This window comes from Mycetocola sp. CAN_C7 (genome assembly GCF_015752285.1).
Taxonomy (GTDB): domain Bacteria; phylum Actinomycetota; class Actinomycetes; order Actinomycetales; family Microbacteriaceae; genus Mycetocola_A.
The window spans coordinates 77,102-92,504 of record NZ_JADOUY010000003.1 but is presented as its reverse complement, the minus strand read 5'-3'; the positions used below and the strand labels follow the sequence as shown (position 1 = coordinate 92,504).

The window sequence follows — 15,403 nt, the reverse complement described above, 5'->3', positions numbered from 1 at the left end:
TGGAACGAAAGTGAGAAACGGATCACTCCTGCAGGATCGCGTTGATCCTCTCGTTGACCTGCGTGAGTTGCGAGACGTCCTCGCTGCCGATGTAGATGGCTTCCATCACAGGAACCATGATCGACAGAATCTCGGCGCCGTTCGTGGTGACGGGGAACAGAACCGTGTAACCGTCGTCTACAAGGTCGGTGAACGGTGAGACGTCGAGCCCTCTCGCTTCGAAGGCCTCAACGGCGGCTTCGGTCCCGGCCGGCCGCGCCGGGAAGACCACGCCCTCTTCGCCGACAATAATCTGGCAGGCGTCAGACCCCAGGAAAGCGACGAACTCCGCAGCCTCCTCCGGGTGGTCGGTCTGTGCGCTGATGGAGTCGCCGAGGCCGTTATACATCGAAACGGGGTGGCCGACCGGCCCCGCCGGGATTTTGGCAATTCCCAGGTCGATGCCCTCCAGCCGGCCGTAGGCGCTGATGGTCCACGACCCGTTCGGCGAGAGCGCTGCCTTGCCCGACCCCAGCTGCTCTACCGGGTCCGGTGCGCTTCCGACGCTTTGGTAAGAGGGCATGAACCCCTTGTCGACCAACCCGAAGAGCCACGCCAGTGAGGCCTGGAAGCGTGGGTCGTCGTAGTGATACTCGTCGCCCCAGACATCTGCATTGGTGTATTCCCAGCCGGTCGACGCAGCGAGCCATGCCCATTGGGTCTGACCGTTGGTGTCACCGGCTCCTCCGGACGCGAGACCGTAGACCTCGACGTTCTTCGGGTCGAAACCCTCTTCATCTCCCCGAACACCGTTCGCGTCGACCGTGAGTCGAGCGATGACTTCTTCGAAAGTTCCTCCGTCCTCCGGATTCCACTGCAGGTTCTCGAGGTCGGCCGACGTCAGTCCTGCGTCGGCAAGCATGTCGTTGTCGTAGAAGAGTGCGACGGTGTCGAAGTCCTTCGGCATTCCGTACTGCAGTCCGTCCTGGCCAACCCACAGGTCAGCGAGGCCCTCCTGGAACCCGGCGCCGTCGAAGTTGCTGGTGGCCTCGAGTTCGTCGAGCGGTAACAGCACACCGCGACTCACGAACTCGGGATACTTCGTGAGGTGGTCGGCGAACACATCGGGTCCGGCGCCCGCGACAAGGCTTGCCGTGAGCTTCTGCCAGTAATCACCCCATCCGTACTGGGTCAGCCGAACCTGGATGTCGGGGTTCTCCTTCTCGAACGCGGCAGCGCATTTCTGGTAGGCGGGAACCTGGAGCGATTCCCACAACCAGTAGTCGAGGGTGACGCCGGTCGATGCGCCAGGAGCGGCGCATCCGGTGGCACCGAGAAGGCCGACCGACAGGACGGAGCCGACAATCGTGCGCCACAGCGCGCGGCGTCCGGTTTTACGTCGGGAGATGGTGGGTCTGGTCATGATTCGCGCCTCACTTGATTCCACTGAAGCCGATGGAGTTGACGATTTTCTTGGCAAAGCACGCGAAGAGAATCACCATCGGGAGGGCCGCGACGAGCGTCGCCGCCATCAGTCCTGCCCAGTCGGGCCCGCCCTGCGGGCTCTGTGCGCTGAAGGATCCAAGCGCGACGGTCAGCACTCTCGATTCGTCACTGTACGAAACCATCAACGGCCAGAAATAGTCGTTCCACGCCGTGATGTAGGTGAGGATCGAGATTGTCGCGATCGGGGCAACCGACATCGGCACAACAACACCGAAGAACACCCGGACCTTGCTCGCTCCGTCGACCAGTGCCGCCTCTTCCACCTCGATGGGCACGTTGAGAAAGAACTGCCTCAAGAAGAAGATCGCGAACGGTGCGATCAACAACGACGGCAACATGATCCCGAGGAGGCTGTCGATGAGTCCGAGCTGTTTGATCAGCAGGAAGTTCGGCAGCAGCGTGAAGATCACCGGAACCATCAGCGACAGCAGAAACACGCTGAAGACGAGGTTGCGGCCTTTCCATTTGAGCCGGGAGAAGGCATACGCGGCCATGGCCGAGAAGAACACCTGGCACACCGTTATCACCGTCGCGACAACGACCGAGTTCATGAGGTAACGCCAAAAGTCGAGTTGAGCGCCAGATCCGCCGTCGGCGATCGCTTCGTCTATTGGCTGCAGGCCGAATACCCGTCGAAACCCGTTCCAGCTGAACTCAGCCGGCAAAAACGAAGAGGCATTTGCCGCGAGCGCGCCGTTGCTCGACAGCGCGGTTCGGAGCATCCAGTAGAAGGGGAAGATCGTGATGATCAAGAGGATCACCATCACGGTCCAGGCGAAAATCCGACCGACGCTGACGCGGCGGCGTTTTCGCGGCGGCGTCGGTGCTGGCGGTGGCGATTCGGGTTCGTCCGTCACGGTCAGGGTTGATTGGGGGAGTTGCGTCATTGTCGGTCTCCCTAGTTGAGGTCGGTCTGGCCGGCCCGCGTGATGCGGTACTGGAGGAAAGTGACGATCATCAGGATCGCGAGCATCGCGACGCTGAGAGCGGATGCATATCCGAAGTCGAACTGCGCGAACGCGTTCTCATAGATATAGACCTGAAGCACCCGTGTGGCGTTGATCGGGCCACCGCCCGTTGTCACCGAGATGGTGTCGAACACCTGGAACGATCCGATCACCGAAATGATGAGCACGAGTCCGAGAATGGGCCGCAACAAAGGCATCGTGATCGACCGGAACATCCGCACCTCCGATGCCCCGTCAACGCGAGCTGCCTCATAGAAGTTGCCGGGGATGGCTTGGAGCCCCGCGAAGATCAGAAGTGCGGTGTAGCCCATGTGTCGCCAGACGTTCACAAGCGCAACGGTGAGGATCGCCCAAGACTCTGAGGTGAAGAACCCGATGCGGTCGAGCCCCAGCCACGCGAGGATCTGGTTACCGATTCCGAGCTGGAAATCGAGAATCCAAAAGAACACCAGAGCGGCAACGACGTTCGACACGAGAAAAGGAGAGAGGATCACGGATCGCAGCAGCGTCGACTGGGTGAGCCTCTGCATCAGCACGGCGAGAACGAGCGCAACAATCGTCTGGATGCCGATGTTCAGAACCACGAAGGTAAGCGTTACTCGAATCGCATTCCAGAAAACCGGATCGGCAAACATCCGCACGTAATTGTCGAAGCCGATGAACTGAGCGGCTGACAGGAGGTCCCACGACGTGAAGCTCAGCCACATCCCACGCAGCAGCGGCCAGAAGTAAAAGACGACCAGGCCGATCGCTGCCGGCAGTATGAACAGGAATGCTAGCCGCGAGTCGTCTTTTCCGGGACGCTTCCGCCGAGTTTTTCCGGGCGGAACCGCCACCTGTGCGGTTCTCGTGCTGGGTGCAGCTGTTGTCACCGTGACTCCCTTGTCATCTGTTTTTCGATGGTGCGCAGTGCCGTCAGACGATGAGGCGCAGCGCACCGCTGCGCCTCATTGCGTTACCGTGCGGTGAGCGCCGGCGGTAGCAAGGCTTCGTGGGCCTCGAAGAGCTCCTCGGTCATCGAGCGGATGTCGTCGAGCGTGAGAATCGCGCTCGTGAGGGGATCAACGGCGACCGCGTGGAAGACGTGCTCTCTGTTGCCGGTGAGCGCAGCCTCGACGGCAAGGGTCTGCAGATTGATGTTCGTTCGGTTGAGCGCCGCCAGCTGGGGCGGGAGTGCTCCGATGGCGACCGGCTGGACACCATTCCGGTCGACGAGGCACGGTACTTCGACACAGGCCGCGGGAGGAAGGTTCGAAATGAGGCCGTCGTTGGGCACGTTGCCGTAGATCACGCTCGGCACGCCGGTGACGACAGAGTTGATGATGCTCGCCCCGTATTCGACCGACGGTTCGAGGTTCGCCTTGAGCTTCTCGAGCTGTTGCTCGATGTCGCCAGACAGATCGTGCGCGACGCAGATCTCGTAGTAGTCCCACCGCTCCGGAATGTACTCGAGCACCGTCTGGGAATCCTTCCGAAAGTACGGAAGGTATTCGGACGCGTGGTGGCTCGATTCGGTTTGGAAGTAGCCGAACGAGTTCATGATCGCAGTGCGAACCTGTTCGTTTCCGCCCTCGTAGTTGCTCGCGGCCTCGGCCGCTTCGCTGTGGTCGCCGTCGTCATCGGTGAGGTCCGCCGCCCCGCGTCCGCGCTGATGCAGCGCCGTCATGGTCTCTCGCAGCCGTGGATAGAGGTCTTCCCTCTCGTGCTCGAAGCGGAGGATCCAGGCCTGGTGATTGATGCCAGCGCACACGTAATTGACCTCGTCGTACGGAACACCAAGCGTTCGCGCCAGCATCCGTGTCGTGCCCTGCACACTGTGGCAGAGGCCGACCGTTCGGAGCCCCTTGGCGTTGAGAAACGCGGTGGCCATGGCCATCGGGTTCGCGTAGTTGATGAACTGCGCGTTGGGGCAGAGTTCGAGCGCATCGGCAGCGATGGCCTCATACGCCGGAACCGAGCGGAGGAATCGAAACACCCCGCCAGGTCCGACCGTGTCGCCGACGGTCTGGTCGACGCCGTACTTGCGCGGAATTTCAACGTCGTGGCGATAGGAGTCGATTCCGCCGACCTGGAAGGTGATGATGACGAAGTCGGCATCGCGGAGCGCCTCACGGCGGTCGGTCGTTTCGATGATGGTGGTGTCGAGGCCGTGGTGGGCCACCAGCTCGCGCGCCGCCGTTGCCGTGCGGGCGACCCGCCCGGCATCGAGATCCATGAGGCAGAGCGTGCTCGACTGGAGCGCTGGAAAGCTGACGAGGTCACCAATGAGGCGGAACGGGAAGACAAAGCCTCCCGCGCCGATGATGGTGATCTTGGGCGGTCGCGTTGGAGAGTGCATGCTTTCACGCTAGAAGCGCCGAGTGGTCGGGCACCTCCGCCGTGAGGTCGACTTTGTCCGGAATACTCAGGTCGTGTCTTAGCCTGTAAGCATGTCCATTGCTGTGCATGCCCCGTCCGTTGACTCCTCCGCCGTCGATGTTCAGGACTCCGCCATTTGGAGTCGCCGCGGTGAACCCCTGCCCATGGACCGCTCTCACCGGCACGACGATCTGGAACTCAATCTCGTACTCCGTGGACAGCTCGACTACCTCTTCGGTGGAGAGCGCATCAGTATTCCGACCGGGCATTTGGCGCTGTTCTGGGGCGCTACTCCGCATCGACTGATCCAGTCGCCCGACGACGATCCGGTGGACAGTTGTTGGCTGCACATTCCGTTGAGCACCGTGCTCCACTGGGGGCTCGCGGCCCGCGATCTCAACGATGTGCTCCAAGGCACCCCAGTGATCGTGCCGATCGCGGCGGCCGGTCACGATGTCGAGTCGATGTTCATGTGCTGGTTGCGAGAGCTGGAAGATGAGGACGGCGCGACGACCGTGCTCATTGAGGCACACGCACTGGTGCGACGCCTGCTGGGCTATCACCGCCGATCGACCGAACACGATTCGACGATGGTGCTCGCGAGATCAGGAGCCTCAGAATCGATGCAGCGGGTGACCGCGATGGCCCAGTTCATCATGGCGCACTTTCGAGAGCCGATCACCACCGCGGACGTGGCCGAGGCTGCGCACCTCAACACCCATTACGCCATGTCGTTGTTTCGGCGATCGGTCGGAACAACGCTCGGTGAATACCTGACCCGCTGCCGCGTTTCGGAGGCACAACGCCTCCTGGTCACCACAACGCTGAGCGCGAGCGAAATTGCACACGCGTCAGGCTTCGGATCGCAGAGCAGCTTCTACGCCCACTTCGTGAAATTGTGCGACGTTTCGCCGGGTGAATATCGCGCCCGCAACTGCTGAGAGGCTGACTCAATCCTTCCCGTCTTCAAGCCGACCGAGGGGGACGGTCTCATACCCGGCCCGCCGCGGCGACCTGGATGAGCGCTTCGCGCGGACCGGCGAGCGACACCGAGCTGGATGGGCCAGCGATGCGGCCGCTGTGACGGCACCGCCCGTCCGTCCGTCTCGAGCGATGACCCTGCGCGGCGCGACGACCACTCCGGATGCCGGCACCTTCAGGTCCTCAATCTGGCCGCCGCGGCCACACGGGAATACGATGCTCGCGAGCACAGTTAGCCCTGATTGATGCGAACGCATTGACTTTTCGCGAACATCGGACGGACACCCCATGTCACAGCAGATCGAACTCGGACTCGACACCTTCGGCGACGTCACCGTCGACAACAAGGGCGAACGCGAGAGCGACGCCCAGGTAATCCGCAACGTTATCGCGCAGGCGGTGCTCGCCGACCAGGTGGGCATCGACTTCATCGGCCTCGGCGAACACCACCGCGACGACTACGCCATCTCCTCCCCCGACATGGTGCTCGCCGCGATCGCCGGCCAGACCGAACGCATCCGCCTCGGCACCGCCGTCACCGTGCTTTCCAGCGACGACCCCATCCGTGTCTTCCAGCGCTTCTCCACCTTGGATGCCGCCAGCAACGGCCGCGCCGAAGTCATCCTCGGCCGCGGCTCGTTCACCGAGTCGTTCCCGCTGTTCGGCTTCGACCTCGCCGACTACGAGACCCTGTTCAACGAGAAGCTCGACCTCTTCGTGGAGCTGCTCAAGGAGAAGCCGGTCACCTGGTCCGGCAGCTACCGGGCCCCACTCGTCGACATGGACGTCTTCCCGAAGACCGAGTCCGGCCGGCTCACCGCGTGGATCGGTGTCGGCGGATCACCGGAGTCTGTTGTGCGGTCGGTGCGCACCGGCATCCCGATGATGCTCGCGATCATCGGCGGCGACCCGGGCCGGTTCCTGCCGTACGTCGAACTGTACGGGCGGGCGTCGGAGCAGCTGGGACTTCCGCGGATGCCGCTCGGCGTGCACTCCCCCGGACACATCGCTGCCACCGATGCTGAGGCTCGCGAGCAGTTGTGGCCGCACTTCAGGAAGAACCGCAACCGGATCGGTGCCGAGCGTGGCTGGCCGCCGGTGACCGAGGCGGAGTACGTGAACGAGATCGAGCACGGCTCGCTCTATGCCGGTTCGCCGGAGACGGTCGCGCGGAAGATCGCGGCGACGGTGCAGACGCTCGGGCCGGACCGGTTCGACCTCAAATACTCGAACGGACCGATGCCGCACGACCAGCTGATGACGAGCATCGAGCTGTATGGCACGCAGGTGATTCCGATGGTGCGGGAGATGCTCGGCTGAAGCGCGCCGTTCCTTGGTTGACCAGCTCCCGAATCGCTCGACGGACATCTGAACCCGACCGTAAAGCGCGTCGTTCAGTAAATGGCTTTCAACTCGGTCGAAAACGAACGTCCTCTCCGCAGAACGGCCTCGCAGGCGGCAGGCGGCGGCGCGGCAGTTGGTCCTCGATATGCTGAGTTGGCGATGGAGGGTTCTTTCGAGGGAGGGGTCGCTTTTGACGGCGAGGCGCCTGCTTGATTCGGTCTTGGCGATCCCTTCGACCGCACTAGCGACGAACTTCTACCTTCCCGAAAGTGACGCAGAAGGCGACTTCCGCACGAGTGCCGACGAACGATGCGATCGCCTTCTCTCGCATGTCAGTCGTGTGGACAGCGGAGACCTTGTCATCGTCGGCGAGGCCCCCGGCTGGAAGGGCGCACGTCAATCGGGAGTGCCGTTCACCTCAGCCAAGACGGTCGGGCTCGAGGGAACCAGCGAGGGAAGCGCCACCATCGTGCACGGCATGCTGTCGAGCCTCGGGATTGCCGACCGCACGCTTCTCTGGAATTCGTTTCCCCTTCACCCGCATATGGCGGGGTCATCCCGCACCAACCGAACACCGACGGGCGAGGAGTTGTACTTGGGTTTAGCCACACTTCGGCTGGCAGTAGCCGGTCGACGGATCATCTGTGTTGGCAACCCTGCGCGAACGAGCGTCGGCAGACTCCTCGGTCTCAAGGTGCCCGGAGTTGGCGACGCATCCGCCACTAGTACGGCAGTTGCCATTCGGCACCCAGCCAATGGGGGTGCCCCAGAGTTCAGATCAGGACTCGCGACTGTGGGTGATCTCTGGGATCTCTAGTGCGAGCGGATCATCGAGAGAGGCTTCGTCGCTTCACTTCGATTAGAGGCCGGCGGCTGCTCCATCTAGTCGCAGGCGATTCCGTCGCCGTCGCGGTCGAGGTCGTAGACATCCGGCCCGACTACGCGCAGCGGGCCGCTCACATACTCGGGGCCATTGCCGCTTCCGCCTGCGCAGTCGACGTCGCTGGCCTGCGGGACACAAACGCCTGAGTAGCTCGGGTGACATCCGTTGCTCTTGGGGGCAGGGGGCGGCGGCGCAACGTATGGCTGCTTCGTTCCGACCGAGGTGATCTGCGCGATGGGCTGCACGTTGACTTCTTCGCGAAGCACCGATCGCTCCGTCTCGGCGCCGTCGATGTACGTAACGACATAGATGATGGTCTTCTTGCCGTCCACGCCGGTGGTGGTGATGCCGCTTGTTCCGACATCCATGTTGGGGTCGTCGACGGTTCTGCTGGTGAACGGGATGGCGAGCGATTCCCGAACTTCCTCTTCAGTCACAACCGGTGTCGGCGTCGGGGTCGGGGTCGCCTTCTCTTTCGCCTCCTTCTCGTCAGTCTTGGGCGCAACGTTGGACGCCAACTGTGTGGGTTCGGGCGGATTCACGGCCGCGTTCACCCCTCCACCCACCATCGCGAAGAGAAGCCCGGTCCCGAGCACCAGTGCACCAACCCTTCGCGAACGCACCCGGAAGCGGCCAGCGGAACCCACGGCAAGAGCGTAGGCGCCGACCGCCGCGGCGAGGAGCCCGCCGAGAAGAATGAATTGCGGGAGGGTGCCGCTCCCAACCACGATGACAAGAAACAGGGACCCCAGCGTCGCAATGAGAAGAATCGTCCCAGCCTTCATAGGTGCGTTCGTCTTCTTCTTTGGAGCTTGGGATTTCACCAGCGGCGCACTCGGAGTGGGAAAGTCACTCCACGCCTCACCATTCCACCAGCGCACCTGGTTCCCGCGCGATGAGTCGGCATACCAACCCGGGGTTGCTGGAGGCATCGTTGCTCCTGTGTCCGCTGTAAATGGGGCGAGCACAAGATGAGCACTCATTCACATCTTGGCGAAAGGAAACGGTCGCGACATGCCCCCGTCCGGGGCGAGGAGCATCCGCCCCAAACTGGTGCTGCCGCCAGACCCTTGCCGCTGCCACTCTGGAACGTGTGAGTAGCCCGCACCAATACCCCTCTCCCCAGCACCAAGTCATCTACCAGTCGGTGGTGAAACCCCCATCGAACGGCATGGCGGCCACCGCCCTGGTGCTCGGCATTGTCGCCATCGTCTTCGGCATCTGGATCCCCATCCCGATCTTCGGCCTGTTCATGATGTTCATCGCGTTCCTGCCCGCCGTACTCGCCATCGTGTTCGGGCACATCGGCCTCACCAACTCCGCCCGCTCCGGCGTCGGACGCGGCGGCGCCATCACCGGACTCGTGCTCGGCTACGTCGTCATCGCCCTCTCCGTCGCCGTGACCGCCCTCTGGTTCGTCGGCATGGCCGCGTCGTCGAGCTCGACCACCGTGGTCGGCGCCTGACGCGAGGCGAAAGCATCCCCGCGACCGCGTCGCCGTCTCGAGATCGACAAGAGCAGCGCGACGCCGCTGCGGTTGAGACCCGAAGTCTGAGTTCGCGGTGGCGGCATCAGCCACACGCCTTCGCCTCTACTCGACCAGCGGGGACGTTTCCTTCAGCACGTCGCGCGTCAGCTTGCGGCCCAGCACCGACCCGGCATCCGCCACTGCGGCCAGGTCCGAGCGCACCGGACTCTGCGCCGCATGCCGACCCGCGATCCTGCCCGAGACCATCGCCCAGCCAATGTGCAGTCCGTGGTTCAGCAACTGCAACCCGCCCTGACCGGTCGAGCCGGCTGCCCAGAGTCCGGGGATGACCTGCTCCTGGCGGTCGACGACACGCAGCTGCGTATCGACATCCAGCCCGCCGTCGGCCAGGGTGATGAACGCCCCCAGCGGGCCAAGGGCATAGAACGGACCGCGGGTGACACCGCTGCCGAAGTGCTCGCGCCCGAACTCCGGGTCGGTCTCCGAGCGCACGTTGTCATTCCATTGATCGACCGTCCCCCGCAACGTCGACGGAGCGACACCGATCTTCTCGGCGAGCTCCTCGATCGTGTCGGCCTGGAAGTAGACGTCTGGCCGGTAGGTCTTGTAGTCCTTCACGTAGGCGTATGCGACACCGGGGAAGGTCGACACGGGGTTCGGCCACGCCGAGAATTTCTCGGCCAGGGTCTGGTCGAAGACGACGAACGATCTGTTCGACCCGGCTGCGATACCGCGGGCCAGCAGCTTGTCGCTGTCCTCGTTGGCGAACCGGCGTCCGGCATCGTCAACGAGGATCGCCCCTGCACGATACATCGTGTTGTTCGGCGCGACCCAGCTGGTCAAGGCGCCACGGGCGATGAATGCCATAATCTTCGGGATCTTCTCCGACACCAGACGCATGCCCCGTGAGAGGAGCGGATGCGTCGGCATCGCCTTAATGGCATCCGGCCGCTTCGACGGGAAGAAGCGCAGCCCCTCGTAAAGCCGGTCCATCTGCGTGGGCACTCCCCCGACATCAACGCCGAGCTTGAAGCCGTCGCCGGTGTTATTGGGGTTGACCGGGCTCACCTTCGCGGCCGCCTCGTCGACGAACTCGGCCTTCATCTCAGCGGATGCCGAATAGTCACCGGTGGCAAGGATGACGCCCCGTCGGCCGAGGAAGATTCGGTTGCCTGCGCGGGCACCGATGATCTCACCTGCCGCGTTCTTCACCAGCGTCTCGACCCGGGCGTTCACCGCGATCTTCACACCACGCTTGCGGCACTCGGCGAGCAACGTCGTGGCATAAGCGCGCGAGTTCGGGATGACGTTGTGCATGCGCGGCTTCTCGTACGGCGGCTCTGGGGTCGGACCGAGGAACTGCACCCCGATGCTCGACAACCACTCCACGGTCGGCCCGGCGTTCTCGGCGAGGATGCGACGCAGCGGCTTGTTCTCGCGCTCCTCATCGGCGCCGTTGGCCACCTTCATGTCTTCGATGAACAGGTCGATCGAGTCGTTCACGCCGGCACGGTACTGGTACGAGGTGTTCGCTGCGGTGAACGAACCGACGCTCATCGCCGTCGACCCACCCACCTGCTCGCACTTCTCCAACACGGTGACGGTGGAGCCGCTCGTCGCAGCCGAGATCGCTGCGGTCAGGCCGGACCCCCCTGCTCCGATCACCAGAACATCGGAGATGGTGGTCGGTGCGGTGTGTGTCGATGACAAGAGGACACTCCTTCGTGTCGGGGTACCGCCGTGACGGTCGGGAACGGAACGCGATGCTGCCGTGCGGTCGAAGTTACGGGACCCTGCGGCATCCGCCGGGCGCATTCTGTGCAGCAGAATCGTCCGTTCCTGAAGCGAACCCGGGACCTATCGTTGGGGCACTGACGATTCCTGCACCGACGAAGGGACTGCAATGGAGCAGATGGACGGCACCGCCGACACACCTGAGCTCGAACAGCTTTACCGCGACTTCGAAGCAAACGACATGGCACCGCTGTGGACGCAACGCGACGACCTCATGCCGATGATCCCTTCCCCCCAGGCGATCCCATTCGTCTGGCGCTGGAAGACCCTGTTCGACCTGGCTGAACGCTCCGGCGAGCTGGTCCCGGTCGGCCGTGGCGGCGAGCGGCGAGCCGTCGGACTGGTCAACCCCGGACTGCCCGGCACCGGCTACGCCACGCCGACCCTCTGGGGCGCCATCCAGTACCTCGGCGGGCACGAGACCGCGCCCGAGCACCGTCACTCGCAGAATGCTTTCCGCTTCGTGGTCGAGGGCGAAGGCGTCTGGACGGTCGTCAACGGCGACCCGGTCGCCATGCGCCGCGGCGACCTGCTGCTCACCCCGGGCTGGAACTTCCACGGCCACCACAACGACACCCCCAACCCGATGGCATGGATCGACGGCCTCGACATCCCGTTCAGCAATTACATGGATGTCGGATTCTTCGAGTTCGGATCTGAGCGCGTCACCGACGAGGCATCCCCCGCCGTCTCTCGCTCCGAGCGCATGTGGGCCCACCCCGGCCTGCGCCCCCTCTCCGTTCTTGACGAGAAACGCTCTTCCCCGCTGTCGGCGTACCGCTGGGAACACACAGATGCCGCCTTGCGGGAACAGCTGAAACTCGAGGACGAGGGCTTCGCCGCCACTGTCGCTCCGGGTCACGCGGCCATTCGATACACGAACCCGACGACCGGTGGTGACGTTATGTCGACGATCCGCTGCGAGTTCCACCGTCTGCGCGCGAACGCTGCGACCCTGCCGACCCACGAAGTCGGCTCATCGGTCTGGCAGGTCTTCGAAGGCACCGGCACCGTCGTGCTCGGCGAGACCGAGCACAAGCTCGAGAAGGGCGACCTCTTCGTGGTGCCGAGCTGGGTGCCCTGGTCTCTGCACGCCGACAACGACCAGTTCGATCTATTCCGCTTCAACGACGGCCCGATCATGGACCGTCTCAACTTCGCCCGCACATTCGTGCCCGGGCGCGACAAGGAGATCCGATGAAACTCGCCACCCTGCGCACTGCCACTTCAACTGTTGCCGTACGCGTCGACGAGACCGCCGCTGTGGAGATCGACGGCTACACCGATGTCGGAGCCCTGCTCGCGAACAGCGACTGGCGCACGATCGCGACGTCAGCATCCGGCACCCGTCACACCCTCGACGCGATCGCCCCGCAGGACTGGGCGCCCGTCGTGCCCAACCCGTCCAAGGTCGTCTGCGTCGGGCTCAACTACGCCAACCACATCCGTGAGATGGGCCGCGAGTTGCCCGAATTCCCGACCCTGTTCGCGAAGTACCCGGAGGCGCTGATCGGTGCGAACGACGAGATCGCGCTGCCGGCTCACGCGGCCGACCACGTCGACTGGGAGGGTGAACTCGCCATCGTTCTCGGGGCACCCGCTCGCCGTGTTTCCGGCGACGAGGCATCCGCTGCCATCGCCGGCTACGCCGTGCTGAACGACGTGACCATGCGCGACTACCAGTACCGCAGCCCGGAGTGGTTCCAGGGCAAGACGTTCGAGAACACGACTCCGTTCGGCCCGTACCTCGTGACCGCCGACGAGTTCACGCTCGGCGGCGAACTTCGCACGTCGGTGGATAACGAGGTGGTTCAGTCGACCCCCACCGACGACCTTGTCTTCGACCCGAAAGCGCTCGTGTCGTACATTTCTCAGATTTTCACCCTGAAACCGGGCGACGTCATCGCGAGCGGCACTCCCGGTGGAGTCGGCCATGCCCGCAAGCCCGCGCGATACCTCGCGCCGGGCAACGTGCTGTCGACGAGTATCGAGGGCCTGGGCGTTCAGCGCAACGCCGTTGTCACGGAGCAGTAGCCATGGCCGCTCGCGACGACAAGACGCAGGACCCGGTTCTGCGTGAGCAGCTGCTCCTCACCCGTCGAGGGCAGGCGTATTTCTCGCGCAAACTTCACGAGCTCAGCGATGCCGAGTTCGACGAGCCGTCTGCGCTGGCCGGCTGGACCCGCCGACACCTCATCGCCCACGTCGGCCTCAATGCGAGGGCGCTGACCAACCTGACCGAGTGGGCGACGACCGGTGTCGAGACGCCGATGTACTGTTCCCCGACCCAGCGCAATGAGGACATCGAGTTCTCGGCGACGCTGCCGGTGCAGGCTCTTCGCAACCTCTCCGACCATGCAGCCATCCACCTTAACGTGGAGTGGCGCGACTTGGAACCGGATGCCTGGTCGCACGTGATCCGGACGGCGCAGGGACGTGAGGTACCGGTGTCCGAGACGATCTGGATGCGTGCCCGAGAAGTATGGATCCACGCAGTCGACCTCGACAACGGCGGAAGTTTCGCCGACTTCCCCGCCGGGTTCGTCGACCGCTTGCTGGTCGATGTGCTCGGCGCGTGGGACAAGCGACGGGATGCCGAGTCCCTTCCGTCGTTCGTGTTGGCGCCGTCAGATCGGGCCGAGTTCGTGACGACGGGGAGCGCTGCCTCGTCGGTCACTCTGAGAGGCAAGGCCGCCGACCTGGCCGCATGGGCGACCGGTCGTGGGGGCGCTGGGATCGCCGCCGATGCCGGCGACATCCCTGCCGCACCGCGCTGGCTCTGACTGTGAGTGCCGCCGCGGCCGACGAGCGCCTTGGTTTCCTCCTGCGCCGGGCTCAGCAGGCGCACCTCGCACTGTGGAACGAGGTGGTATCGGCCGAGGTCACGAGCGTGCAGTTCGGCGCGCTCGACTTGATCGCCGCCGAGCCGGGATCCAGTCAGGCTCAACTCGGAAGAGAACTCGACCTCGACCGGTCGACCATCGCCGATGTCGTGGCACGCCTGGAGCGCCGCGGTCTCGTCGAACGCGCCCGCGCTGACAGCGATCGTCGGCGCAACGCCCTCAGCATCACCGAGTCCGGCCGCGCCTGCCTCGCCACGCTCGCGCCGCGGGTGGAGCAGATGGATGCAACGCTGACGCACCGGCTCAGCGCGCCCGAGCGCACCGAGTTGCGTCATGCCCTCCGCTCCCTGCTTGGGTGACGAGTCACAAAGCTGACGCGCCCCGAGCTCGTGAGCAACGATCGGCAGTGTCACTCCGAAGTGTCGAGCTCCACTCCGTGCAACTCCGCCTCGATTTCACGCCGGGTCTCGGCGACCAGCGCGAGAACCCGCTCCGTCTGCAGCATCCCGGAACGCTGCGTCGGTACCGCCACGGTGAACGCGGCGATCGCGGCACCCGAACGGTCGCGCAGGCTCATCCCGAGCGCGAACACGCCGGACTCGGTCTCGCCCATGTTCACCGCGTAGCCCTTCGCCTTGACCTGGTCGAGCTCCCGGAGCAGCCGCACGAAGTCGCGGTCAGCCATCGCCTCCCCAGAAAGTTCGGCGGACTTGCTGCGGTACAGCCGTTCGAGAATGCTCCGGTCCACCTCGGCGAGAATCGCCTTGCCCCCTGATGCAGAGCGCGCGTCCAGAACCGTCCCCGTGCGGTCGCCGACCCGCAGCACGTTCGACGCCTCCGCGCTCACGAGAAAGCGCACCTTTCCGCCGACTCGGAACATCAAGTTCACCGTCTCATTCAGCCGGTCGGCGAGCAGTTCGAGGTGCGGATATGCGAGGGATCGCAGCGCTCGCGTCCACGGCACGTTCGACGGTGCCGCCCCAAGCGCCGGGCCAGGTGCATAGGACCGCGAGTCGTCTTGCACGGCGAATCCCCGGTAGACCAGCATGGCGAGCAGCCGGTGCGCGGTCGATGGGGCGATGCCGAGTTCGGTCGCCGCATCGGAGACCCGCAGCTGACCCGTGTCGCGCAGAATCTGGATCAACCGCAAGGCGTGGTCGACCGACGTGATTGCATACGTCGGACGACGGTAAACCTCTTTGTTCTGCATGACGGAAGCCTATCCACGATCATTGCGGGGGTGACATCCGCTTGGCTG

General features: G+C 64.1%; 16 protein-coding genes and 1 pseudogene. 8 read left to right on the top strand and 9 right to left on the bottom strand.

Annotated features, from left to right (window positions below; all coding sequences use genetic code 11):
• Nucleotides 1–22 precede the first annotated feature (22 nt).
• The 5 genes from IWX78_RS07120 to IWX78_RS16360 form a co-directional block, all read right to left on the bottom strand.
• On the bottom strand, nucleotides 23–1,402 hold the full coding sequence (locus IWX78_RS07120) for an ABC transporter substrate-binding protein (RefSeq protein ID WP_196832839.1): 1,380 nt from the start codon (nucleotides 1,400–1,402) through the stop codon (nucleotides 23–25).
• A gap of 10 nt (nucleotides 1,403–1,412) precedes the next feature.
• Nucleotides 1,413–2,372 carry a carbohydrate ABC transporter permease gene (locus IWX78_RS07115; RefSeq protein WP_196832838.1) on the bottom strand — a complete coding sequence of 320 codons (960 nt, stop codon included), beginning with the start codon at nucleotides 2,370–2,372 and terminating at the stop codon, nucleotides 1,413–1,415.
• 11 nt (nucleotides 2,373–2,383) lie between these two features.
• Entirely contained in the window at nucleotides 2,384–3,325 is a 942-nt protein-coding gene (locus IWX78_RS07110; protein ID WP_196832837.1) for a carbohydrate ABC transporter permease, read from the bottom strand.
• Nucleotides 3,326–3,408: 83 nt separating this feature from the next.
• Nucleotides 3,409–4,791: an alpha-glucosidase/alpha-galactosidase gene (locus IWX78_RS07105; protein ID WP_196832836.1), complete on the bottom strand. Its 1,383-nt coding sequence runs from the start codon at nucleotides 4,789–4,791 to the stop codon at nucleotides 3,409–3,411.
• A gap of 4 nt (nucleotides 4,792–4,795) precedes the next feature.
• Nucleotides 4,796–5,080 (bottom strand): hypothetical protein, encoded by a 285-nt coding sequence (locus IWX78_RS16360; RefSeq protein WP_334684666.1) that lies wholly within the window; start codon nucleotides 5,078–5,080, stop codon nucleotides 4,796–4,798.
• On the opposite strand from IWX78_RS16360, the gene IWX78_RS07100 reads away from it, so the two are divergent.
• The 3 genes from IWX78_RS07100 to IWX78_RS16445 all read left to right on the top strand — a co-directional run bounded on the left by IWX78_RS07100 (nucleotide 4,976) and on the right by IWX78_RS16445 (nucleotide 7,953).
• The gene (locus IWX78_RS07100) at nucleotides 4,976–5,752 is read left to right on the top strand and encodes a helix-turn-helix domain-containing protein (RefSeq protein ID WP_334684658.1); all 777 of its coding nucleotides are present in this window, start codon (nucleotides 4,976–4,978) and stop codon (nucleotides 5,750–5,752) included. The genes IWX78_RS16360 and IWX78_RS07100 overlap by 105 nt on opposite strands.
• A gap of 328 nt (nucleotides 5,753–6,080) precedes the next feature.
• Nucleotides 6,081–7,112 carry an LLM class flavin-dependent oxidoreductase gene (locus tag IWX78_RS07095; RefSeq protein ID WP_196832834.1) on the top strand — a complete coding sequence of 344 codons (1,032 nt, stop codon included), beginning with the start codon at nucleotides 6,081–6,083 and terminating at the stop codon, nucleotides 7,110–7,112.
• Nucleotides 7,113–7,281: 169 nt separating this feature from the next.
• Nucleotides 7,282–7,953 carry a uracil-DNA glycosylase gene (locus IWX78_RS16445; RefSeq protein WP_442929228.1) on the top strand — a complete coding sequence of 224 codons (672 nt, stop codon included), beginning with the start codon at nucleotides 7,282–7,284 and terminating at the stop codon, nucleotides 7,951–7,953.
• Between the two features lie 65 nt (nucleotides 7,954–8,018).
• On the opposite strand, the gene IWX78_RS07090 is transcribed toward IWX78_RS16445, so the two are convergent.
• Nucleotides 8,019–8,804, bottom strand: coding sequence for a G5 domain-containing protein (locus IWX78_RS07090; protein WP_334684612.1), 786 nt, complete (start codon nucleotides 8,802–8,804; stop codon nucleotides 8,019–8,021).
• Nucleotides 8,805–8,858: 54 nt separating this feature from the next.
• Nucleotides 8,859–8,951: pseudogene (locus tag IWX78_RS16440) on the bottom strand (DUF2510 domain-containing protein); the annotation flags it as partial.
• A gap of 218 nt (nucleotides 8,952–9,169) precedes the next feature.
• Between IWX78_RS16440 and IWX78_RS07085 the strand changes: the two are divergent.
• On the top strand, nucleotides 9,170–9,484 hold the full coding sequence (locus IWX78_RS07085) for a hypothetical protein (RefSeq protein WP_196832832.1): 315 nt from the start codon (nucleotides 9,170–9,172) through the stop codon (nucleotides 9,482–9,484).
• Nucleotides 9,485–9,610: 126 nt separating this feature from the next.
• On the opposite strand, the gene IWX78_RS07080 is transcribed toward IWX78_RS07085, so the two are convergent.
• Nucleotides 9,611–11,218, bottom strand: coding sequence for an FAD-dependent oxidoreductase (locus tag IWX78_RS07080; RefSeq protein ID WP_196832831.1), 1,608 nt, complete (start codon nucleotides 11,216–11,218; stop codon nucleotides 9,611–9,613).
• Nucleotides 11,219–11,411: 193 nt separating this feature from the next.
• Here IWX78_RS07080 and IWX78_RS07075 point away from each other — a divergent pair, with 193 nt between their 5' ends.
• The 4 genes from IWX78_RS07075 to IWX78_RS07060 are packed head-to-tail and all read left to right on the top strand — an operon-like array spanning nucleotide 11,412 to nucleotide 14,504.
• Nucleotides 11,412–12,503 carry a cupin domain-containing protein gene (locus IWX78_RS07075; RefSeq protein WP_196832830.1) on the top strand — a complete coding sequence of 364 codons (1,092 nt, stop codon included), beginning with the start codon at nucleotides 11,412–11,414 and terminating at the stop codon, nucleotides 12,501–12,503.
• The gene (locus tag IWX78_RS07070; protein ID WP_196832829.1) at nucleotides 12,500–13,336 is read left to right on the top strand and encodes a fumarylacetoacetate hydrolase family protein; all 837 of its coding nucleotides are present in this window, start codon (nucleotides 12,500–12,502) and stop codon (nucleotides 13,334–13,336) included. The genes IWX78_RS07075 and IWX78_RS07070 overlap by 4 nt, the downstream gene beginning before the upstream one ends.
• A 2-nt stretch (nucleotides 13,337–13,338) precedes the next feature.
• Complete coding sequence (locus tag IWX78_RS07065; protein ID WP_196832828.1) at nucleotides 13,339–14,085, top strand: maleylpyruvate isomerase family mycothiol-dependent enzyme; 747 nt, start codon at nucleotides 13,339–13,341, stop codon at nucleotides 14,083–14,085.
• Nucleotides 14,086–14,087: 2 nt separating this feature from the next.
• A complete protein-coding gene (locus IWX78_RS07060; protein WP_196832827.1) occupies nucleotides 14,088–14,504 on the top strand; it encodes a MarR family winged helix-turn-helix transcriptional regulator in 417 nt (138 codons plus the stop codon).
• Nucleotides 14,505–14,554: 50 nt separating this feature from the next.
• On the opposite strand, the gene IWX78_RS07055 is transcribed toward IWX78_RS07060, so the two are convergent.
• Nucleotides 14,555–15,355 carry an IclR family transcriptional regulator gene (locus IWX78_RS07055; RefSeq protein ID WP_196832826.1) on the bottom strand — a complete coding sequence of 267 codons (801 nt, stop codon included), beginning with the start codon at nucleotides 15,353–15,355 and terminating at the stop codon, nucleotides 14,555–14,557.
• Nucleotides 15,356–15,403: the final 48 nt, after the last annotated feature.